The organism is Halobacillus naozhouensis, from assembly GCF_029714185.1.
In the GTDB taxonomy this organism is placed as follows: domain Bacteria; phylum Bacillota; class Bacilli; order Bacillales; family Halobacillaceae; genus Halobacillus_A; species Halobacillus_A naozhouensis.
Map to the genome: position 1 here is coordinate 3,479,071 of NZ_CP121671.1, position 23,091 is coordinate 3,502,161.

Sequence of the window (23,091 nt, forward strand, 5' to 3'; positions counted from 1 at the left end):
TTCCTTTCTATGGTTATAGATTCTGTAGGAACAACAAGAATAGCAGGGCCAAGACAAAATACAGAACTAAATACAATGGCCATAGACTTGTTTTTCGCTCTTCTTTCATCTCTTCTTCAATAGCAGCAGCGGCTTCCGAACGGCTTGAAAGAGCTTGTTGCATTTCTTCGCTTCTCGTCTGGATGGTGAGGCCTGCGAGTTTCTCTTTTGTTGGCTGCTTCCCTAATAGACTAACTCCATAGCCGACCACTACGGCCACCACCGCTCCGACAAAGTTGTTATAAAGCCACGAAATAGCCAGGAACTGGGTCGTAGCCCAAACAGCAACCATTCCGGCAATAACTCCGACAAATGATCCGGTACCATTTGCTTTTCTCGTAAAAATAGCCAGGAGGAAAACACCTAGTAAGGCTCCATAAAAATAGGAACCGACTTTGTTGACGGCCTCAATCACCGGCCCGAGATTTGAAGCAAAAAATGCAAAAATCGTGGCATAGATTCCCCAAAATACGGTCGCCCATCGTGATGCCTTCAGGTAATGAGCTTCTGATGCATTTTTCTTAAAAAACTTGCTATAAAAGTCTCGAATGGAAACAGCTGATAAAGAGTTTAAGGCTGAGTCAAGGCTGGACATAGCCGCAGCAAAAACCCCTGCAATAATTAAACCAGATACACCAGACGGTAGTTCGTTCACAACGAATAAAGGAAATAATTCGTTAAGATTATCGATATTTGGATCGCCGACATTTTGATAATAAGCATATAATAGAATACCAATAAATAAGAACAGCAACATCTGCGGGATCATGAGGAAACCACCGAGCATCAGGGAAAGTTTACTTTCTCTAATCGATTTACTTGTAAGCACACGCTGAATTTGACTTTGGTCTGTACCAAAATAGGCGACGTGCAGGAAGAAACCTCCTATAACCCCAGCCCAAACACTGTATTCTACAGATAGATCAAAGGAAAAATCCAGGGAATCCAGCATGCCTGCTGATGTAGCCGTATTAATGACTTCTGACATCCCGCCTGGAATCGTCGTCAGGATTACAACAATACTAATCGCTGCACCTAACCATAGCACGAGCATTTGTATCACATCTGTCCAAATAACCGCACTGATTCCCCCTAGCACAGTATAAGCGACGGAGATTACAGCCATAAGAATTATCGTTAATGTAAGATCCCATCCCGTTACAACAGATAATACGAGGGCGGGTGCATATAGCACAACCCCAGTCGCTAAACCTCGAGCAACTAAAAATAAGGCTGCTGTTAATGTACGAGTTTTAACATCAAACCGTTTCTCTAAATATTCATAAGCAGTGTATACTTCTGTACGATAAAAGAACGGAACAATCGTCGCAATCAGAAAGGCCATGGCAAGTGGAACATTAATAAATGTGTTAATGCGCTCAAGTCCGCCTTCATATCCCCAGCCTGGGGCACCGATAAATGTAATGGCACTGGCTTGAGTGGCCATAACAGATAATCCAATTGCCCACCACGGGATACTTCTTCCCCCTAGAAAATAATCTTTTGTAGTATTTTGATTTTTACTAAAAGCTGCACCTAGTAAAGCAATGGCAGCTATATATACGATTAATACTGTATAATCAAGCGTCGTAAAATTACTCATGACTCCGTGTCTCCCTTCCAGCCTTTTGCAAACTCAATACTTTCAAATAAACGAGTGCTAGCCCTTTGTAAGAGGATGCTTCCATTGGTAAGGGCTGCCTCCAGCGTCATCGGTTTATCCACGATCGGATAAATTAGAGACAATCCAAATTCTTCAGCTTTGACTCTATCCTCTTCAATCGCTCCAGCAAATGAAATCGCTGGAACATGATGCTTCTTCGCTACGCGAGCGACCTCAACGGGCACTTTTCCATAAAAGGATTGGGAATCAAATTTTCCTTCGCCGGTGATCACTAAATCTGCTGATTGAATCTTTTCTTCAAGGTTACTTAATCGAGCAATCAGTGCGAATCCGCTCTCAAAAGTAGGATGAAAGAAAGATTGCAGTCCAAAGCCAAACCCACCTGCTGCCCCGCTCCCCTCAGCAAATTTATAATCATGACCTGTGTGTTCAGCAACATGGCGGGCGAAATTCTCCATCCCGGCTTCAAAGAAAGCCAACTCATCTGCCATCACACCTTTTTGCGGACCAAATATAGTGACGGCTCCTTCATCCCCTAATAAAGTATTGGTTACATCTGATGCTACGACGATTTCTACACTTCTTAACCGTTCATCAAAATGGTCCGAGTTGAGGGACGCAATCTGGTTCAGTGTTCCACCTGAGGCCCGCAGTTTATTAGAAGAGGCATCGTAAAACTCGACCCCAAGCGCTTGGAGACAACCAGTTCCACCATCTACTGTGGCACTGCCTCCTAAACCGATGATTATTTTTTCGGCGCCCATGTCCAAAGCTTCCTTCATAAGCTCACCTGTGCCATAGGTTGAAGCACGATAGGGATCAAGTTCCTCTTTTTTTAAAAGCGGCAGCCCAGAAGCCGCTGCCGTTTCAATCACAGCCAGCTTTTGTTTCTCTACCCAGCCAAAGGCAGCCTTTACGGGCCGATCCAGCGGGTCCTTTACGCATTTCTCAATGATTTCCCCCTCTAACACTTCACAGATCGCCTCAATCGTACCTTCCCCACCATCAGCCATTGGAACTTTGGTGACGTGGATAGATGAATCTACTTCTTTTAATCCCGAGGCGATACGATTCGCTGCTTCCATACTAGACATCGACCCTTTAAAAGAATCTGGTGCAATAAGTACGTCCATTAGTCCATCTCCTTAACAGGTTTCATCCATTTCACTTCATAAGGTTGAAGCGAAATCGTTGGGGAAGCTGTTTCTTCATCCCCAAGTAGATTCGTAAACTTCTGTCCACCTATACGAATAGGAACGTGAACCACTTCATTAGACACGTTGGTAAACACTTGGACTTGATCACGTGTTTGCTCATTTGTCCGTATGACAGAGAATATTCTATTATCCGCCGTAACTACTTCCTGACTCGCATTCGGCGCAAAGGCTTTTTCATTCCTTCTTGCATGAAGGAATGGTTTGAAGTCGTTAAACACTAAATATCTCAATGTGCTCTGCTCTGATAACTCCGCTTCAACTTCCTGACGGTTTAACGTCTCACGATTAATGGAGCGATAGCGTCCCGTTTCCTCTACCCCTTTTAGATCATTGGTCGAACCGAGCAGACTGTGAATATAAATCCCAGGGACCCCAGCCATCGATAGCAAAATACTTTGTGCGGCCATAAAGCGCTTGGCTTTCTCCTTGTTTGCATCATGGCTATTCGATAAAGCCTCAAGGTAATTAATATTTAATTCATAGGGGCTTTTGGTGCCATCCCCATTATCTTTATAGGAAACGAAGCCGCCACGATCCTGCACCCGATCAACCATGGCTTGTACCTCTTCTTTTGATAAAATCCCTTCCACAGGGCGGACACCTATCCCATCATGGGAAGCTAAAAAGTTAAAGAATGTAGTGTCCTCCGTTGTAGCTTCAAGGGATTGTGCCCAGCCGGACAGCTTTGAAGCATCTCCTGTTTGCAAAGCATGCAAGGTTAAGGGAGGTAACGGGAACTGGTACACCATGTGAGCCTCATTATGGCCATTGCCGAAATAACTGATATTTTCTTTATGAGGCACATTGGTTTCCGTAATCATGATCGTACCAGGACTCACGTTTTCAAGAACTTCTCTCATAACTTGCACAATTTTATGTGTCTCTTCAAGGTGAATACTAGAAGTCCCAAGTTGCTTCCATAAGAAACCAATCGCATCCAACCGCAGGAAACGCGCCCCGTTTTCCACATACTTTAGTAAAATATCAATCACCGTAATAAGTAAATCTTCGCTCTTATAGTTGAGGTCAATCTGATCCTCACTAAACGTTGTCCATACATGTTTGGAGCCTTGATTCGTTTGAAATTCTGTCAGTAATGGTAAAGCTCTTGGACGTACAACAGAACTGTAATCCTCATTTGGATCCGCTTCTATAAAAAAGTTACGGTAATCCGAATTTCCTTTTACATATTCTTGGAACCACTCACTTTTTTGTGAAATATGATTAATGACGGCATCAAACATAAGGTCAAACTTTGCGGCAAATTGATGGACATCCGACCAACCTCCAAGCTCCGGATTCACCTTTAAATAGTCAATCACCGAAAAGCCATCATCTGATGAATAAGGGTAAAAAGGGAGCAAATGGACTGCATTCACAACATCCCCCACTTGCTTCTCCAAAAATTGCTGCAAACTCTGTAAAGGGGCCTTTCCTTCCTCTACTAGAGAGTCCCCATAGGAAATCAACATGACATCCTGTTCATCTACCCAAGTCTTTGATTTCGCTGGCAGATTAGCATAAGATTCCATCAAATCTTCTATTCTATCGAGTAAGCGAGAACAGACTTCCTCACCATACACTTCCGATAACTTCCGTTGTAAACTACTTCTTTTTTCAATTGTTAATACCATTAAATATCACCTGTTTTATTCATGATGCATCTTATTTTACATACTCATTGAAAGCGATATCAATGGTACTAGTAACATATTATCTTGTATAATAGGAGTTTTTATTGGTACATATAACAAAAAAAGCAGCCTGATAGCTACTCTTTAGAAAATAGTTCGTTCGCTTGGTAAAAAGCTGCAGCGATTTTTAACAGAACTGCATCTGAAATAACTCGCGGGTCATACCCCGTGATCGTATAAATCTTTTTCAAACGGTATTGGAGTGTGTTTTTATGAATAAATAGTTTCTCTGCTGCACGATTGATGGAGCCATTCTCTTGAAAAAAAACATCCATGGTCTCAAGTGTCTGATTTAAACGAGGGAACTCATCCGGCTGAAGAATGCGGTAAACGTAATCGTTTCTCACTTCAGGATCTAACTCATACACGAAAGACTCGATCCCAAGCTGATCATACGAATAGGCCTGCTTTTGCTGAGTTTTTGCGTATTGTAAGGCAAGATAAGCTTCCTTCTCTGACTTCCTTATTTCCCGCGGTTCCACATACATGCGCCCAATACCTGCGACAGATTGAAATGGATACGAAGATGCGATCGCCTTCTGAATTTTACTTAACCGATAATTGACTTTTTCCCAGCGTTTTTTCAAGGTGATTTTCTCATCTACTGATAACAGCAGCGTGTATCTCGTACTACCTGAAGGGACAATTACATGCTGGCTTTGCTCAGGAAAATGATCTTGAATTAACCTGAGTATTTCCCTGCGAATACGCTGCACTTCAAGCTCCCCACCGACATCCGCCTGGTAATTTCTAAGTTTTTGATAAATCCAATCATTAAACCCGACTAAATCAATAATGACAGCTATTCTCGGTACCTGGATATTAATCCCTAGGATCCAGCCACGGGAAGCGAACAGCTTGTCATCCTCCCAATTCCCTTCAATCCATTCCTCAATATAAGACTGCTTCGCCCTCTCCTCTAACTCAAACTGCTTATCAAGATAAGCTTCTCGGACTAACACTTCTGTCATCTTTCGAATAATTTCGGCCATCTGACTATACTCATCAGGATCTCCTGTGATCCCAATGACGCCAACAATTTGATGATGCAGAAAAACTGGCAGATTGAGCCCCTGCTTGGCCCCGACCCATTTCTCATCCGTCTGAATGACAACTGTTTCCTTTGTTTCAATAACTCTAAAGGCACCCTCATGAAAATCGCCAATCCGGTTTTTATTCATACTCGCAATAATCTTGCCTTCATTATTCATAAAGTTTATATTTACGCTTACGACTTTTTGGACTTCCTCCACAATAGATTGGGCCACTTGTTGAGAGATAATCATTTTGTATTCACCCTTTTGCCTTTACTTGCTGTCCTTATCTTCTCAATATTAGATAAAACTTTCCACATTATAGTCGGAATAAAGAAGAAAAGTCTCCGAAATGAAACTATACCTTTGGTTCTAATTTTTTATATGGTTTTCGATTTGCTACTTTTCCAATGAAGTAGATGATTATTCCTTTCTCCTAAACTTTCAAACCTTCCATACTCTTTCACAAACCTTAACTCCACATTCCCTACCGGACCATTCCGCTGCTTCATTAACAAAATTTCTACACGATCCTTCAGCTCCGAATCCTTTTCATAATAGTCATCACGATATAGGAAATATACTACATCTGCGTCTTGCTCAATGTTGCCGGACTCCCTTAAGTCAGACATTAACGGACGTTTATCCGGCCGTTGTTCTACCTTTCTCGACAATTGTGATAACAGAATGATCGGCACGTTCAATTCGCGGGCGAGCAGCTTTAGTTCTCTCGTCATCACCCCAATTTCCATATCACGGCGTTCGTAGCGGCCTTTCGGCGGTGTCAACAATTGCAGGTAGTCGATGATTACCATATGGTTGCGGCCTTCCTTATCGTCCTGCATCGCTTGACGAACACTCGCCCGGATCTCATGGACAGTCCGATGCTGTTCATGAATATTCAACGACCAGTGCGCGATCTCCCCTATCGATTTCATGGCCTGTTCATAATCTCGAGTGGAAAAACTCATCGAACGCCATTTTTGCCCATCGACCACCGCTTCCATTGAGATGAGCCGCTGCAATAGTGATTTGACACCCATCTCTAAACTGAACAAATGGACTGTTCCCCCTGTCCTGCAGTGATGGGCTGCCATGTTCAAAGCGAAAGCTGTTTTCCCCATGGAAGGACGGGCGGCAACGATGGTTAAATCCCCTCGCTGCGATCCGCCTGTCATCTGGTCGAGTTGCAGGTAGCCGGTTGAGAGACCGGTTAGCCCGCCGTCAGGAGGGTGGGTCATTTCTTGTGCGATTTCAATCAGGTGCTCGTACACTGTTGTCTGGTTCGGCTCGATTCCAGTGTGGCGCACCTCCTCCAGCCGGCCCATCAGCTGATCGAGGGATTCATCTGTAGGGTTGCCGGCGTACGTTAAGGCCAGTTCCTTCGTTTTTCGGTTGCGATAAGCTTCCAAGACCAGCCGCTGATCATGCTTGAGCGTAATCGTAGTTGGAACCGATCCAGCCAGGTCCAGCAAGTATTGGACTCCACCGGCTTGGCCCACCCGTTCTCCTAACTCAGTCGTGACCGACACGATCGTGACCGGCTGCTCCGCCTCATCCACTTTTTTAATCGCTTGAAAAATATCCTGATGATCACGGCTCTCAAAGTGTGCCGTGAGCAGAAACACATCTTTCACGAGAGCCCCTTCCTGTAGAATCGCCCCGAGCACCGCTTGTTCTGCTTCACGATTATGAATCACGTGACATCCCCTCCACCAGTTGCTGCAGCTGCTTTAGAAAACGCTGTTTCGTTTCTGCCGATACACTAGCTGCTTCCTGCTCCCATTGCTGTATTTTTTCCAGGGTTGTGTTTTTCTCCGGTGGATACACCGCGATTTCCGAGAGGGTCGGAGGAAAAACGTTACGCGCAGCAAAGGCTGACAGTTTTTTCATCACCCCAGGAAAGTCCATTTCCATCAGCTCTGGAATCAGGATGTCCGCTACCCTTTTTGTAATCTCGAACTTATTGGAATACAATTCACTAATCGTTTCCAGCACTTCTAACGCTTCTCTGTGATCCATTTGTCGCCCTCCGCCCTCAGTTCGTCAAAAATACTTTGATTCGCCGCTTTTTTCGATTTACGGGATGGGACCTTTTTCGATTCCCATTCCACTAGGTTAGCTGTCTGTACGGTCTTTACTCCGCGCTTCTCCCATTGTTTCAAAATCCCCTCACAATACTGAAATAACAGCTTATTCTGCTTGACTGCAATTTTCATAGACTCCATCACCAGTTCATCCGACAGCTCCTCACACCATTTCGTAATGGATTCCGCAATGAACGGCGTCAGCATGCCCATATTTTGTTCATAAAAAGAATGCGGTCCCCCTTCCACCACTACTATTTCTTTCTGTTTCTTTTTCTGTTTAACTAATGGGGCCGTTTTATCGTACACATTACGGTCCATTGTGGCTTGCAAAGAGACCATTTGGTAAGCCGCACTCAAGCGCGATCCCCGTGCTCTGTGGATCAGATAACCATACTCCTTCAATTCATTTCGGGCCCGCTTAAAGGTCCCCTCACTTAACCCTGCCTTGGCACGAACGACCCATGATGCAACTGTAAATTCTTCCTTCCAATCGGCAAGATTGTTAACATTCATAAAAGCATGCCATAACGATATAGCTGAACCTGACAGCGGAGTTTGTTCCAGTTTTTTATAAAACGCATTGATCTCCTTAAGGTAATTCACTTAATGTCCTCCCTCTTTCTGCAATGAAATCATTTGATAAGTAGGGATTTCTTTCGGCTCACCAGCGATGTGAATAAGGTAGCCTTTCTCCCTCAATTCTCGGCGTGCCTTCTTGAACGTGCTTTCCCCCAATCCCGACTTCACACATAACACCAGCGCCCCGACCCTGAATTCCTTACGCCAGCCCGATTTGTGGTGGAAATACAACATCGTGTGCCATAAGCTGGCCGCCGATGCCGAAAGCGGCTTAAGTTCCACCTGCTCATAGAATGCTTGAATCTCATTTACATAGTTCATCTTGTGTTCCTCCTTGATTTGTGTGTGGAAGGGTTCCTTTTACGTTGAAAAAAATTCCCCCTTCATGACCTATAATCGGACGAGCCCCGAGTGAGGTGTCATCCATGTAACATAATTTTTCCCTCCAGAAAAATACCTGCATCTTACTGAGTGAAGTATGAAGCAAGTTATCAAGTATTCTGTTTTTTAGAGAAAGGAAAATAGTACGTGAGAGAGGGAGAAATCAGGAATCGATTAAGGGCGGAGACGGTGCCTTGTCTTTTCCCTAATCGCTTTTCTCGCACGCTTCACCGTAGCTGGACTGACCGCTTCAGCAGCAGCGATCTGCCCAACCGTACAGCCTTGAAGAGATAAGCGAAGAACATTCTTTTCAAACTCATTTAAACAGCAATAATGGAAAATATCGTGGAAGAAAAGCCAATCCATAATCGGATCTGGTGAATAAGAACCGTCATATCGGCAGAGCGAAGACAGCCGCGACGATTGAAACTTTTGCTTACGAAACAGGGATTTAAAGTAAAAGATGAGCCGGTTGGTAAAATACGTAGAAAAATTTGCCCGGGAAGGGTCGAAGCTTTTCTTGCATTCATCATAAATGAAAAAAGCTTCCTGGAGATAATCCTCATGAGGTTTCCGAACGTTTAACTTGTACAGGACTAAGTAGACGAGGCCTTGATAGGATGCGTAGGGTTCATTCAATTCTAGTTTCCATTTCTATTGGATATCCAATCTTGAATTTGTGCACCCCCTTATTATTACCTAAGAACCACAAAAATGGAAGAATTATTTAAAATATTTGTCAACTTTTCAAAAATTAACAGTACTTATGACACCAAAACCCTTTTTCGACACGATAATAGTTATGAAAAAATAAATCGGAAAAGGTGACTGACCACATGTGCATAGACTTCGAGGAGATTGTTAGAGAAAATAAGCAGCTGATTCATTTCCATATCCACAAACTGCACATCAAAGATCGCAACGGAGATTTTTTTGCTGAAGGATTAGAAGCCCTTTGGAAAGCATCCCAAAGCTACAACCCCGCCATGGGAAAATTCTCAACCTACATAAGCTGGAAAATCCGCAACGCCCTCATCGACGCCATCCGCAAAGAAGCGACCACCTCAAAGTATGACCAACTCTATATCCAGGAGCAAATCACCTCCCCGCTCCATACCGAAGACCTCATTGAAGACCACTACATGTGGGAACAAGTAAAAGGAATACTGACATCAAATCAATGGAAATGGGTCTACTATTTTATCATCCACGACTTGTCGGTTGACCAGATTGCAAAGGTAGAGGGCGTGACGAGGGATGCCGTGAAGAATTGGGGCCGTCATGCGAAGAAAAAGCTGCGTAATGCTTTGGAGGAAGTCGGAGAATTTTAATATATTGAATAAATAAAAATAACTTGGAAATAATAGGAGACAAAATGATTTAATGAGGTGAGAACATGAAATGGAATAAACTAACATTTAGTCTACTTACAGTCATTCTATCCGCCGGATTATTGACGGGATGTGGCAACGCTACTGAGGAACAAGAGCCAGCCCCAAATGAACAGCAGCCTACTGATCAAAATTACGAAGGCGGAAACAATGACGAACAAGAGCCGGATCCAACCGAAGAACCTTCCGAACAACAAAATCAAAACAATGATGAGCAAGAACCAGATCCTAGCGAAGAGCCTTCAGAGCAACAAAACCAAGGTGATGATGAGTTAGACGAAGAACAAAATAACAATAACGGGTAAATGGCAAACCCGAACTATTGGACAAAGGATGGTTTTCTTAAACAGAAGACCATCCTTTTTTGTATTGTATTTTTTCGTCTTTAAACGAGCGGCCAGCCATTAGCCTATTCACAAAAAAAAGCCTTGCAGAAAAAACTGCAAGGCCCAACCATTAAAGGTTTTTACTAACAAGCACTATATACCTTAATTAAACAGCGGTATAATCAAACCAGCTAGCAACAAAATTAATGCTCCGCCTAACCTGGAAGATATCTGAGCAAAAGGCATCAGTTCCATTCTCTTCGAGGCAGAAAGAACAGCGACATCACCAGTACCGCCCATATTGGCCATACACAGCCCGGCAGTGATCGCGGCTTCGATTGGATAGAAACCAACAAGTTTTCCGATCAGCCCAGCTCCGATGATCGCTCCGAATACAACCCCAAATACCGTCAGAATATACTGCAGGGTCAAGGCTTCAATCACCGTGTTCAAATCGGTATAAGCGATTCCGATTCCGAACAGCAAAGCGAGCGTCCAGTTGTTGGCCACGAATTTATACCATTGGCTCGCCCCTTCAATCACATTTCGGGGGATCACATCTGCTATTTTCGCGACAGCGACAATAATAATCATCAAGGCGTAAGGGTGAATGGGAATATAATCTCCAAGTAGCGTACCGACCGCAAAGAATGAAACAGCAGCCAGTAAGCCAATCCCCATTTTCTGAATATCATAGGTCGGCTTTTCCTCTTTGTAATGAAAACCGTGAATCAGTTGACCATTCCCCGTCAGTGAGGGTACTTTTTTCCCGAGCAAATTGAGCATGCTTGCGAGCACAATAGCGAATACATTGCCTAATGCCAGAGCAGGAACGAGCATAGATATATAATAGCTTGGACTATTTCCCATCAACTCTGAATAGATTTGGCTCATTGGCACAGCACCTGCTCCCATGCCTCCTCCCATGATTGGCATCGTGATGACAAGAACTGCATCACGTAAAGAGAATCCGACCAGAGATCCTAGTAGACCAGCAATAACCACAGCTCCGATAACCGCACCCATAATCGGCAAAAAGTAACGCAGGCCTACTTTCATTAGAATTTTTTTGTTCATGCCAAGGATACTCCCTGTAATTAGTGCAGCGATGTAAAAGTTCAAGAAGCCTCCGTCTTTCATGAATGTCGTCATAGTGGTCACCGAAGAATCTGGCAGCCAGCCTGCGTACACCATGAATGCTGCTCCGAAGATGGCGATGATCGCTCCACCGCCGAGAAATGTTTTGACGATCGGGGTATGGTCTCCTATCCAGCCAAATAGTTCCCCAAATACAATCATCACGAGCAGGCTTCCGATCATCCCGCCTGGAAGATTGCCGGTATAAAGACTAATCAGGGTAATCGCCGTAAAAATGGCGAACCATAAGACTGGAATTTCAAAAATACTAAAGCCTTTCTTTCCGTCCTGCATTTCCGTGACTTGTCCGTTATCATAGTTCAGCTCTTGAGCTGGTTGTGACATTTTAACCACTCCTTTTCATTTGTACTAAAATGACGAATAAATGCTCAAAGCGTCGGTAAACGCTTTCATTAAACTTATCTTAATGAAATTCACAAAAAATTCACACATTATAAAATTAATAATGTTATTGTAATTAAAAAAAGCAGCCGAAGTTGGCTGCTTTACAAATAATGATCGATTCGATCACGCATGGATTCATTCAGTTTATATTGATAAATCGGTCTCCCGACACCATAGATCAAAGTCTCTTCCAAATACTCAATGTCACTAAGAAATTTCAAGTACTTTCTTACAGAAACCCTGGAAATCTGGGCAGCTTCTGCAATCTCATCCGTAGAAAAAGGATCCCGTTCCTTAGTGAGAATAACATTGTTGATCGTATCTAATGTGTTTTTCGTAAGGCCCTTCGGCAATCCCTGTCTCTTTGCTCCCTCTGCCCTGGTGCTTGGCTTCCGAAGCAACCGATCAATTTCGTGCTGGTTGACCTTATCTATGTCGGTTATCTTATAATGACTGTTTTTATACTGAGTGAGCGATTTCTTAAAGCGTTCAAATTCAAACGGTTTGATTAAATAATCCACAGCACCAAGTCTTAATGACTGTTGAATCTGGTGGATATCCGACGCAGCGGTGATCAATATAACGTCAATATCCTGATTTTGTTCACGGATCCGGGTTAGAAAATCAATTCCATTCAGACCTGGCAAATAGACATCCAGCAACATGAGGTCTAATTCCATTTTAGCCATATGCTCAATCGCCTCGTCTGTATTGGCAGCGATGCCACTGAGTGTGAACCCGTCTATTTGCTCTATGTAATTTTTATTCAATTGAGCTACCATCGGGTCATCCTCCACGATTAAAACGTTGATCACGTTCGCTCACCTCCTGCTTCAAAAGGAATAATCAACGTAAAGGTTGTACCATGTTCCGAATTGGATTCTATGTCGATCGAACCCTCCATTTTCTCCACACTCTGTTTGGTAAGGTAAAGACCAAATCCACGATGATTCCCTTCTTTTGATGATACTCCCTTGTGAAAAATATCCTCCTGTTTGTCCTCCGGAATTCCTGAACCAGTATCCATCACTGTAATGGTCAATAGCTCATCTATATAAGACAGACGGACATCAATTTGTTTCTGTATGCTCTCCCACACACTATCAATGGCATTATCAATAAGATTCCCAAGGATCGTAATCAGCTCATGGGTGTTCTCAGGATCCTTAGGCTGGGGAATTTCTGTTTCACATTCGATACTCAGATGCACATGCGATTCTCTAGCGGCACTCATTTTACCAATCATGAAACCGGCAAGTGCCGGGTCCTTAATATGCCGGGTAACGTTTCCCACTTCATGTGCTTGATGATGAACCAGTTTACTGATGAAATGGTTCACTTCCTCGTAGTCCTCCATTTTAATCAAGCCGAGTAGTACATGAAGCTGGTTCATAAACTCATGAGACTGGGCCCTTAACGTATCCGCATACATTTGTACACCTGTCAGCTGTTCCGCTAACTGATTCACCTCTGTTTTATCACGAAACGTAGCGATCGCCCCAACAACCTGGTCTTGCACAACTAAGGGAACACGGTTCGTAATAATCGAAACTCCATTAATCGTTTGCTCTTCGTCTAATTCCGTTATTTCTTCATCTAAGACATGCTGCAGCATGGTACCTGGTAAAAAGTCATTGATTTTCATTCCTACCGGCTCCTGATCCATTAACCCCGCCTTTTGGAAAATTTGCCGCGCAGACTTGTTCACAAGTACAATTGTGGCTTCTTTGTCAATCGCGATAATGCCTTCACGCACAGAATGCAGCATCCGATTCCGTTCCTCGTGAATACGTGCAATAGCATGGGGCTCAAGGCCAAAAAGACTATTCTTAATATACCTAGCTAAAAAAATAGCACCAATGATGCCTACTAACACACCGGCAATCGAGCCGATGATGACCCGTTTATGACTTTGCTGAATCGAATCCTGGACAGCTTGCAAAGAAATACCCACTGCTACAGCGCCAATTTGATTCTGGTTTTGGTCATAGATCGGGGTGAAAGCTCTTAAGGATTTTCCTAACGTACCTGTTGATGAAGAAATATATTCCTCCCCCTGAAGCACGCGCCCCTCATCTCCACCTACGAAATGCCTCCCAATTCGATCAGGTTCAGGGTGTGACTTGCGGATCCCGTTCATATCCATTACTACAACGAACAAGACATTGGTTTCCTCTTGAATCGTCATAGCATATTCCTGGATCTTATCTTGATCCACTTCCCCCTGTAATCCTTTTTTAACAACTTGGGACTCTGCAACCGTCCGAGAGACAATAGCCGCCTTCTCCTCTAATTGATCGTGGATGTTTTTACTTGTGGAGTCTGTGATGAGGAGGTCCGTAATGAGCAAAGACACTAATACCACGAGGCAGACTAAAAGCAAGATGATGGTACTTAACTTAAACCGTGGCTTGGGCACTATGTCTCACCTCTACTTATGGGGTTACTAGATAATTGAATACACTATTATGGATTTCAGTTCCTATATTGTAGCATAGCAACTTTCCAGGAGAGAAGATGAGCAAGATAAAGCCCCTTCAATCAATATCTAGTTTATACCCCATAAAGCGCTTTGTACTGGATAAGATACATAACTGACCACCGATTGGATATTCTAAATTTAAAACAGATTTTAACCAAGGCGGGGTCATATGCACATTCTAATAGTACTTTGGGCCATGTTAGCAGCCTGGCGCTGGGCTGATTGGAGCCGGTTCCGTGAATTTCACGCGACGATGCTCTACATGCCGGCAATGGATTTATTATACTTTTACTTTACACATGATTACCTATTATGGACGGTTCAATCACATTTCGGAATCCCCCATACTGGAGTAGCATTGTTATACACGTTTATTGTCTTTCCCTGCACAGTTATCCTTTTCCTATCCAACTATCCGAATAAACTGGGCAGACAAATTATTCATGTTGGAAAATGGGTCATACTATACATTGGTACCGAATGGATTGGTCATTTAGCTGGAGCTATTCATTATAATAATGGCTGGGCATTGGGATGGTCATTCTTATTTGTGATCGTCATGTTCCCTATGCTGTTCCTCCATTATAAGCGGCCGTTTCTTGCCTATTTAGCTTCAGTGATCATTATTATTTTCTTAATTAATTGGTTTGATGTACCTTGGGCTTCCCTGCATGAGGAGACATTACTATGGAAATCATAATGCTGCGTATGTTTCTCTTTATTGGAGTGGGACTCTTTATATTGGCTTTACGAAGACCGCCACAGAAGGATTGGCTGCTTATCTTTTTTGTTACAGCCTACTTCGGAAGCTTTATAGGAGCTCTTGTAGTTGAAAAAAACCTCATTTCTTATCCGGTAACATTTCTTAAACCACCCTTTCAGTCCAGCGTTCTCTTTGAGTTTCTGTTATTACCCGTGTTAAGTATGTATTATTACCAAACATCCTACCATTCCAATGTTTTCGGATTTATATGGCAAGCAGCATCCTATAGTAGTGTTATGACGATCATTGAATTCTTCTTGGAGAGATACACGGATCTCATCGAATACCATCAATGGAAGTGGTATTTTACTTTAATTACTGTGTTTACTTTCTTGATTTGTGTGCGTTCGCTTATGTGGGTGATCAATAAGAAGTCAGGTATGTTGAAAGATCCGAAATTACAGTAAATTTAATAATTCCCCTTTTTAAGTAGATCCTGTCGCCTTCCGTTAATTCACGTATATCGCCAATCCTATAGGATCCAGTCTGTCGAGAAAGTCTAGAAATCCCTATTTTTGGTTTAACTGTGTTCGCATAGATAGTTGTCTGGGTCCGCCGTTGATACACACTTCGCTTTCCACGGGCGGCCTGCGAGCCTCCAGCGGAAAAACGAGCGATCCGAGACCCCACAGTGTGGGTTTCACGAGGAGGCTTGGGCGTTCGTCCGCGGAAAGCGAGTGGTTTCACCCGCACGTACGCACAGAAAAATAGCTTGCAGAAAACAAGGGGTTTCTCTACAAGCTGAATCCTAAAGTACTTAAAAGGTACTTTAGGATCTTTTTTATAAGTAATTATCAGAAAATTCTTTGCAAATTATTAAACTATATGTTAATATAACGTTTGTATAACGTTATTAAAATATTTGTATTATAAATATGGAGGAGGAACTAAAATGCTGAAATAAATATTAGAAGCTGAAAGTTATAATCTCTTTTCGTACAAACCCGGAAAATTGAGACCAAAATGTTCCTGCCTATCCCATGATGGTCTTTCGGAGAACAAGATTAGGCAGTAGATCGAGCATAGATAAACGCTACCTCCCCACATCAACGTTTTAACAAAAAATCCACTCATCTTAGCTAACTCACTCGCTGCATAGATTCAAAAAACCCGATAGTACTTAGATCCATACGTTAAACATTTGTCCTAAAAAAGCTAAGTTCAGTTTTTGCTCGGGATCTTATCGACCGATAAATAATGAGTTTAATTAATAACGTTAAATTAACGTATTATATTTAACTATTTTGTAAGGGCTTACAAAATAGTTAATCTGCATTGAGTTTTTAAGTTTTATAGAAAAGGAGAGATAGCCATGCTAGGAATGGACGGTTTGATTATTGTATGTGCTTGGGTTGGAACAGTTTTATCTGCACTCGGCTGTGTCATTTTTGGGTTAATAAACTGGCACAAAGGAGGAGGTGATTCCAAATGAATTTATCAGCACTTATCCCACTATTAGTTGTTTACATAGTCATCATGTCCGGGCTCGCCTATTACGGTTACCGAAAAACAAATACGGAGGCAGATTATCTTGTCGCAGGACGTAGTATTAACCCTGTTGTTATGGCCCTCTCCTATGGAGCGACATTTATTAGTACTTCCGCGCTTGTCGGTTTTGGCGGTGTTTCGGCTCTATACGGGTTTGGGATGTTATGGCTGGCTTTTCTCAATATTGTTTTGGGGATTTTTGTAGCTTTTGCACTATTTGGGACAAGAATCAGAAAACTATCAGCTGAAATGAACGTGTTTACCTTCCCGTCTTTTTTAGGAGAAAGATATAACTCTAAATTCATCACGGTATTTTCGGGGATTATGATCTTTGTGTTCATGCCGGCCTACACGAGTATTGTTCTCATTGGCGGCGGTCGATTTTTAGAAGAAACCCTAGCGATTGATTATAATATTGCTTTGATAGTATTGGCATTTATCGTTGGCGTCTATGTAATCAGCGGCGGACTTAAAGCCGTCATGTACACCGATGCATTTGCGGCAGTTGTTATGCTTGTCATGATGATCATCTTTCTGTTCGGAACTTATCAAGCAGTTGGAGGATTGACAGCAGGACACAGCGGATTAACAGCGTTGAAAGATCTCGTTCCCGACGCTCTTGCAGAACAAGGACACCGTGGCTGGACTTCTATGCCGGCGTTTGGATCACCGATCTGGTGGACACTAGTTAGTACATTGATCATGGGTGTTGGAATTGGTGTATTGGCCCAGCCGCAGCTTACCATGCGATGTATGACTGTGAAGGACGATCGTGCCTTAAATCGTTCCGTACTAGTGGGCGGTATATTTATATTCTTTATGACTGGTGCAGTTTTTATGATAGGCCCGCTCAGCAATCTTTATTTTTATAATACGACGGGTGAAATTGCCTTAAGTGCTGCAGGCGGAAATGTGGACCTTGTGATCCCGACATTTATCAATGACATGATGCCAGATTGGTTTGTTTATTTGTTTACATTAACAGCGTTATCAGCAGTCATCTCAACGGTTAGTTCGTTAATTCACGTCCAGTCAGCTTCTTTTAGCGAAGATATTTTAAAAAACATCGGGATCAACTCAGTATTTAGCAACAAAATCAGTTTGTCACGACTAGGCGTGATCATCGGTATGTGTGCTGCCATCATATTAGCCTATATCCTGCCGGGTGGGGTCATAGCTCAGGCAACCTCCTTCTGGTTTGGTATTTGCGCCGCAGGGTTTTTACCCGTACTCGTCGGCAGTTTATATTGGAAAAATTCAACTAGAAGCGGCGCCATCTCAAGTATCGTTGTCGGTTTTGCTGTCAGTATTCTTGGATTCCTATTTTTCCATCAAAAAGAAGCTGCTGCCATCGGGTTATCCAACGCAGTCTTTGGAGTAGACACTTTATTAGGATTTCCGATGACCCATATTAATCCGTTATTTTACGCTCTTCCCCTCTCAACAGTTGTATTTATCGTTGTAAGTTTGAGAACGAACGAGCAAGTCGATTTAGAAGTAAATGAGGATTCTGTTGTTTCGAAGTAATGAAAGATGGTAGATAGGAAGACTACAGCAGAAATGTGAACGTAATGTAAAAGCGGCTACTCGAAATAGTAGCCGCTTTTCTAAGCTTAATTGCTATAAAATAAATTCTGCAATAAATTATGAGAGAACTGAAACACCATCAGTCCCCTCTTCCTATAAATTACTTTTACAATTATGCTCTACCCTGCTTCAAAAAATTTGCGATTCAATTGAACATATTCATTTTCTTCTTCAGGAACTTCGTCTTCCATATAGATAGCTTCTACGGGGCAGGCTGCCTCACATGCACCACATTCAATACATACCTCTGGGTCAATATGAAACATATCCTCCCCTTCTTCTATACAATCTACCGGACAAACTTCTAAGCATTCGGCCGCCTTTTCGTCTTTGCAGGGTGATGTTATCACAAAAGCCAAGTGAAGGGCTCCTTTCCTAACTATAGATTAATTATTTACAAAAAAGTTGAATCATAGATTTACTAGGATTGGACTCAATCCCTTTTTACAATCATAGAAATACCTTGACCTACCCCGATGCACATCGTTGCTAACCCATGCTTACTATCCCTCTTTTTCATTTCATGCAATAATGTCGTTAGAATTCTAGCCCCACTAGCTCCAAGAGGATGACCATAGGCAATGGAGCCCCCGTTAACATTAACCCGCTCCTGGTCTAAATCCAGTTCACGGATGCATGCGAGTGACTGGGCAGCAAAAGCTTCATTCAACTCGATCAAATCTAAATCGTTAACGGTCATCTTCGCACGATCAAGAGCTTTCTGTGTTGCATCAATGGGGCCAATCCCCATAATTTTTGGTTCCACTCCTGCTGTAGCCGAGGTCACATACGCAGCAAGCGGTTCTAGCCCAAGTGACTCTGCTTTCTTACGACTCATCAGTAAAACAGCCGAAGCCCCATCATTAACCCCAGATGCATTCCCAGCAGTAATACTTCCATTCGAAAATAACGAGGGAAGTTTATTGAGTTTCGCGATGGTAGTGGACGGCCTAGGGTGTTCATCTTCAGCCACCTCATATGTACCTGCTTTACGGTCATGGATGGATATGGGTGTGATTTCTTCTTTTAAACGGCCACTTTCCATCGCTTCTTTGGCTCGTAGTTGACTTTGATACGCAAACTCATCTTGATCAGCACGGGAGATGTTATATAACTCAGCCACATTTTGAGCCGTTTCTGGCATGGAGTCCGTACCATACATTTCTTCCATAGAAGGGTGGGTAAAACGCCAGCCGATTGTCGTATCCTGGAGCTGTTGATCACCCCGTTTGAAACCTTTATCTGGCTTTCCCATAACATAAGGGGCCCTCGTCATGCTTTCCGTGCCACCTGCGATCATAATATCTCCTTGCCCTACAGCTATCGCCCGGGCCGCATAAGTCACAGCGTCTAAACCAGAACCACATAATCGGTTGATCGTTGTTCCCGCCACACCTATTGGATATCCGGCAAGAAGTGTCGACATACGTGCGACATTTCGATTATCTTCCCCAGCCCCATTGGCATTTCCGAGGATGACCTCCTCTATTTCTTCAACAGGAAGCTTTGGGTTGCGTTCTCTTAAGGAGCGAAGAACATGTGCACCTAAATCATCTGGTCGAACACTTTTTAAAGCCCCATTATATCGCCCAACTGGAGTTCTAACTGCATCAACAATTACAACTTCCTCCATTTATTTAGCCCCCTTACGCGTTATACTTATAAATACCGCGGCCACTTTTTTTCCCCAACCTGCCCGCTTGAACGAGTTGCTCCAACAAAGGTGCAGGTCGATATTTTTCACCAAGGGTTTCGTGTAAATACTTTAAGTTGTTCAGACGTGCATCTAAACCGACTAAATCTCCAAGCTCCAGCGGCCCCATTGGATAGTTCAATCCTAGCCGAACCGCTTTATCAATATCTTCTGCTGTGGCCACGCCTTCCTGCAGCATGTGGAACGCTTCATTTCCAACGAGGGCACTGATCCTGCTCGTTACAAAACCCGGAAATTCATTCACCTCAACGGTTTCTTTTCCCATTTTTTCTGAAGAGAATTTAATAAGATCAACCGTTTGTTCACTCGTTTCTAACCCTTTGACAATTTCCACTAAAGGCATGCGGTGAACAGGGTTGAAAAAGTGCATGACGACCACTTGCGAGGCTCGATTTGTATAGGAACCAAGTTCTGTAGGACTGATGGTCGACGTATTTGAAGCAAAAAGAGTATGCTCTGGGGCATGTTGATCCGCGGTCTCCAATATTTTTTTCTTAAGCTCCCGCTTTTCTGGTACTGCTTCGATTAGAAGATCAGCCTTATTCACTGTTGATTCAAGATCTGAGGAGGTAGTTAGATTAGCTAACAGATCTTTGGCCTGTGATTCGGTTATTTTTTCTTTTTTAATTCCTTTTTGTGTTGTGTGTTCAGCAAAGCTATATGCATCTCGCCGCTGCTTTTCCGATACGTCTACTAATGTTGTATGAAAGCCAGCAAGGGCCGAGGCATAAGCTATGCCTCGCCCCATTACACCAGCCCCCACAACCGCAACGTTTTGTATGGTCATGGTAAGCCCTTCCTTTCTAGTTTATACCCCAAATGGATTTAAAGGTTTTGGTCCGTAATAGGAAAGAACACTTTTATCTTCCATATATAGGTCTAGTGTTTCAACACAAAGCTCTCTTCCGAATCCGGATTGTTTATATCCTCCAAAAGGTGTGCCAGGGAAGGCTGAGAATGGAGTGTTGACCATGACGATTCCCGCTTCAATTTGGTGGGATACACGAGTTGCTCTTCCTTGATTTGTTGTCCATACCGCTGAGCCTAATCCATATTCAGTATCGTTTGCCCGTTTGATCACATCTTTTTCATCAGTGAATTTTTCTACTACAACGACTGGCCCGAAGATTTCTTCTTTCACAGCTTTCATATCAGATGTGACATCTGTAATCACAGTAGGCTCATACCAATGACCGTTTTCAAACCCTTCAATTGTCATTGGTTTACCACCTGTAGCAATAGTAGCCCCTTCTTCTCTGGCGGATTGAACATATCCATCAATCACTTCCAGTTGGTTGCGGCTGATAATCGAACCGAGGTGAGTTCCTTTGTCAAAAGGATCACCAGACTTCAGCTTCTCTGTTTTCGCAATAAATTGTTGCATAAATTCATCGTAAATAGATTCGTGGACAAACATGCGTGAGCGTGCTTCGCAGGATTGACCAGTGTTAAAGAAAATGCCAAATAAAGAGCCCGGTACAGCCGCGTCTAAGTCTGCATCTTCAAAAACGATATTTGGTGATTTTCCACCTAGCTCGAGGGTGAGTCGTTTTAACGTCTCTGAAGATTTACTCATAATATCTCTTCCTGTCGGCGTTGACCCTGTAAAGGCTACCTTATTGATATCTTTGTGTTCAACAAGATAGTCACCAACGACTTTACCTGACCCTGGGAGGGTGTTTACGACGCCTTCCGGTACCCCCGCTTCATGACAAATTTCATTAAGAATAATCGCTGTAATCGGTGTCAAACTGGCTGGTTTAATAATGACAGAGCAGCCAGCTGCAATAGCCGGGGCTATTTTCCAAGCTGCCATCATCATAGGGTAGTTCCAAGGAATAATCTGGGCACAGACACCAACAGGCTCTTTATGCGTATAGTTAAAAAAGCCATTTGGCATATTATTTACCGCACCTCGGTGGCCTACAATCGCCCCAGCGTAAAATTCAAAGTCCTCAATTGACTGATTAATTTGAACTTGTGCAGCACCCACAGACTTTCCGCTATTTAAGACTTCCGCTTCTACCAATTCGTTAAAACGTTCCCGCATAATGGCCGCAATGTTATTCAGCACGCGTGAACGTTTGCCAACCGGGTATTTATTACTCCATTTCCCGTTATCAAATGCTTGCCTAGCTGCTCGTACGGCCTTCTCAGCATCCTCTTGATTGGCTTTAGCCACTGTCGCCAGTACCTCGCCTTTTGCTGGGTTATACACTTCAAATGTCTCGCCAGAGGCGCTCTCCACACGCTCACCGTTGATAATCATTCCATAATGGTCACGCTTCATCTCTCCAACTTTTGTCACTGCTTCCGCTGTTACTGTGCTTGTCATATTTCAACACTCCTTTAAATTAGTTTCCAATAAATTTTGGCTTGCGTTTTTCTTTGAATGCCTGCAGCCCCTCTTGATGATCACGGGACCGACCTGCTATACGCTGCGCTTGGGCTTCTTTTTCAAGCATCTCTTCAAACGTAGAATTCATGCCATCCATCATGTATCGTTTCACTAGAGAAATAGATCGTGTAGGCAAGGAGGCTAGTTTCTCGGAGAATCGAGTTACCTCTTCCTCCCATTCCGACGCCTCGATCACCTCGGTTGCGAGTCCCAACTGATACGCTTCTGCCCCCGTAATCGGTTTATCGAGCAAAGCTACCTCTAATGCTTTGGCATAACCAACTAGACGGGGCAGGACATACAGAAAGCCAGAATCAGGGATTAAACCAATACCCATAAATGCGCTTACAAATTTAACTTCTGGTTGAACTAAACGAAAATCGGCCGCTAATGCTAGACTCATCCCCGCCCCCGCTGCCGTACCGTTAACAGCGGCAACAATAGGCTTAGGTGTTTGCTTAATGGCTTTCATCATAGGATGATAGCGGTTACGAAGGAACTCAGCGTGATTCGTATGTTCATCCACTCCGCCCAAATCTTCCCCCGCACAAAACGCCTTACCTTCTCCAGTAATCACAATACTTCTTACTTCATCATCTTTGCCCGCTATTTTCAGGGCCTTAATGATCTCTTTGTTCATGTCCTCTGTGAAAGCATTGTAGGCAGATGGCCGGTTTAACACGATGGTCGCTACACCTTTGCTTTGTTCATAAATAATGGTCTGAAATTCATTCCCCATTCG

At 43.2% G+C, this 23,091-nt stretch carries 23 protein-coding genes; 6 read left to right on the plus strand and 17 right to left on the minus strand.

Annotated elements, in window-relative coordinates:
- Positions 1–13: 13 nt before the first annotated feature.
- From P9989_RS17900 to P9989_RS17940, 9 genes are all read right to left on the minus strand, one after another.
- The gene (locus P9989_RS17900; RefSeq protein ID WP_283076214.1) at positions 14–1,642 is read right to left on the minus strand and encodes a sodium:solute symporter family protein; all 1,629 of its coding nucleotides are present in this window, start codon (positions 1,640–1,642) and stop codon (positions 14–16) included.
- A complete protein-coding gene (locus P9989_RS17905) occupies positions 1,639–2,796 on the minus strand; it encodes a glycerate kinase (protein ID WP_283076215.1) in 1,158 nt (385 codons plus the stop codon). Before P9989_RS17905 ends, P9989_RS17900 begins: the two co-directional genes overlap by 4 nt.
- A complete protein-coding gene (locus P9989_RS17910; RefSeq protein WP_283076216.1) occupies positions 2,796–4,514 on the minus strand; it encodes a sugar phosphorylase in 1,719 nt (572 codons plus the stop codon). Before P9989_RS17910 ends, P9989_RS17905 begins: the two co-directional genes overlap by 1 nt.
- Before the next feature lie 137 nt (positions 4,515–4,651).
- Positions 4,652–5,860: a CdaR family transcriptional regulator gene (locus P9989_RS17915; RefSeq protein ID WP_283076217.1), complete on the minus strand. Its 1,209-nt coding sequence runs from the start codon at positions 5,858–5,860 to the stop codon at positions 4,652–4,654.
- A gap of 128 nt (positions 5,861–5,988) precedes the next feature.
- Positions 5,989–7,308, minus strand: a complete 1,320-nt coding sequence (dnaB, locus tag P9989_RS17920; protein ID WP_283076218.1) for a replicative DNA helicase — start codon at positions 7,306–7,308, stop codon at positions 5,989–5,991.
- Positions 7,298–7,630, minus strand: a complete 333-nt coding sequence (locus P9989_RS17925) for a replicative helicase loader/inhibitor (RefSeq protein ID WP_283076219.1) — start codon at positions 7,628–7,630, stop codon at positions 7,298–7,300. The genes dnaB and P9989_RS17925 overlap by 11 nt, the downstream gene beginning before the upstream one ends.
- Entirely contained in the window at positions 7,609–8,301 is a 693-nt protein-coding gene (locus P9989_RS17930; RefSeq protein ID WP_283076220.1) for a DnaD domain-containing protein, read from the minus strand. The genes P9989_RS17925 and P9989_RS17930 overlap by 22 nt, the downstream gene beginning before the upstream one ends.
- On the minus strand, positions 8,302–8,598 hold the full coding sequence (locus P9989_RS17935) for a hypothetical protein (protein ID WP_283076221.1): 297 nt from the start codon (positions 8,596–8,598) through the stop codon (positions 8,302–8,304).
- 234 nt (positions 8,599–8,832) lie between these two features.
- Positions 8,833–9,297 carry an RNA polymerase sigma factor gene (locus P9989_RS17940; RefSeq protein ID WP_283076222.1) on the minus strand — a complete coding sequence of 155 codons (465 nt, stop codon included), beginning with the start codon at positions 9,295–9,297 and terminating at the stop codon, positions 8,833–8,835.
- 197 nt (positions 9,298–9,494) lie between these two features.
- Between P9989_RS17940 and P9989_RS17945 the strand changes: the two genes are divergently transcribed.
- Positions 9,495–9,989: a sigma-70 family RNA polymerase sigma factor gene (locus P9989_RS17945; protein ID WP_283076223.1), complete on the plus strand. Its 495-nt coding sequence runs from the start codon at positions 9,495–9,497 to the stop codon at positions 9,987–9,989.
- 65 nt (positions 9,990–10,054) lie between these two features.
- Entirely contained in the window at positions 10,055–10,354 is a 300-nt protein-coding gene (locus P9989_RS17950) for a hypothetical protein (protein WP_283076224.1), read from the plus strand.
- 183 nt (positions 10,355–10,537) lie between these two features.
- On the opposite strand, the gene P9989_RS17955 is transcribed toward P9989_RS17950, so the two are convergent.
- From P9989_RS17955 to dcuS, 3 genes are all read right to left on the minus strand, one after another.
- Positions 10,538–11,806, minus strand: coding sequence for a 2-hydroxycarboxylate transporter family protein (locus P9989_RS17955; protein WP_283078969.1), 1,269 nt, complete (start codon positions 11,804–11,806; stop codon positions 10,538–10,540).
- A 212-nt stretch (positions 11,807–12,018) separates the two neighbouring features.
- A complete protein-coding gene (locus P9989_RS17960) occupies positions 12,019–12,732 on the minus strand; it encodes a response regulator (RefSeq protein WP_283076225.1) in 714 nt (237 codons plus the stop codon).
- The gene (gene dcuS / locus P9989_RS17965) at positions 12,729–14,336 is read right to left on the minus strand and encodes a DcuS/MalK family sensor histidine kinase (protein WP_283076226.1); all 1,608 of its coding nucleotides are present in this window, start codon (positions 14,334–14,336) and stop codon (positions 12,729–12,731) included. Before dcuS ends, P9989_RS17960 begins: the two co-directional genes overlap by 4 nt.
- Positions 14,337–14,568: 232 nt before the next feature.
- Between dcuS and P9989_RS17970 the strand changes: the two genes are divergently transcribed.
- The 4 genes from P9989_RS17970 (at position 14,569) to P9989_RS17980 (ending at position 18,177) form a co-directional block, all read left to right on the plus strand.
- Positions 14,569–15,099, plus strand: coding sequence for a CBO0543 family protein (locus P9989_RS17970; RefSeq protein ID WP_283076227.1), 531 nt, complete (start codon positions 14,569–14,571; stop codon positions 15,097–15,099).
- Positions 15,087–15,569: a CBO0543 family protein gene (locus P9989_RS17975; RefSeq protein WP_283076228.1), complete on the plus strand. Its 483-nt coding sequence runs from the start codon at positions 15,087–15,089 to the stop codon at positions 15,567–15,569. Before P9989_RS17970 ends, P9989_RS17975 begins: the two co-directional genes overlap by 13 nt.
- Before the next feature lie 914 nt (positions 15,570–16,483).
- Positions 16,484–16,594, plus strand: coding sequence for a hypothetical protein (locus P9989_RS21730; RefSeq protein ID WP_428841958.1), 111 nt, complete (start codon positions 16,484–16,486; stop codon positions 16,592–16,594).
- On the plus strand, positions 16,591–18,177 hold the full coding sequence (locus tag P9989_RS17980) for a sodium:solute symporter family protein (RefSeq protein ID WP_283076229.1): 1,587 nt from the start codon (positions 16,591–16,593) through the stop codon (positions 18,175–18,177). Before P9989_RS21730 ends, P9989_RS17980 begins: the two co-directional genes overlap by 4 nt.
- 179 nt (positions 18,178–18,356) lie before the next feature.
- Here the strand turns inward: P9989_RS17980 and P9989_RS17985 are convergent, their stop codons facing one another.
- From P9989_RS17985 to P9989_RS18005, 5 genes are all read right to left on the minus strand, one after another.
- Positions 18,357–18,596, minus strand: coding sequence for a DUF362 domain-containing protein (locus P9989_RS17985; protein ID WP_283076230.1), 240 nt, complete (start codon positions 18,594–18,596; stop codon positions 18,357–18,359).
- A gap of 74 nt (positions 18,597–18,670) precedes the next feature.
- A complete protein-coding gene (locus P9989_RS17990) occupies positions 18,671–19,870 on the minus strand; it encodes an acetyl-CoA C-acyltransferase (RefSeq protein WP_283076231.1) in 1,200 nt (399 codons plus the stop codon).
- Between the two features lie 13 nt (positions 19,871–19,883).
- Entirely contained in the window at positions 19,884–20,738 is an 855-nt protein-coding gene (locus tag P9989_RS17995; RefSeq protein WP_283076232.1) for a 3-hydroxyacyl-CoA dehydrogenase, read from the minus strand.
- Positions 20,739–20,759: 21 nt separating this feature from the next.
- The gene (locus tag P9989_RS18000; protein ID WP_283076233.1) at positions 20,760–22,286 is read right to left on the minus strand and encodes an aldehyde dehydrogenase family protein; all 1,527 of its coding nucleotides are present in this window, start codon (positions 22,284–22,286) and stop codon (positions 20,760–20,762) included.
- A 19-nt stretch (positions 22,287–22,305) separates the two neighbouring features.
- A complete protein-coding gene (locus P9989_RS18005; protein WP_283076234.1) occupies positions 22,306–23,088 on the minus strand; it encodes an enoyl-CoA hydratase/isomerase family protein in 783 nt (260 codons plus the stop codon).
- Positions 23,089–23,091: the final 3 nt, after the last annotated feature.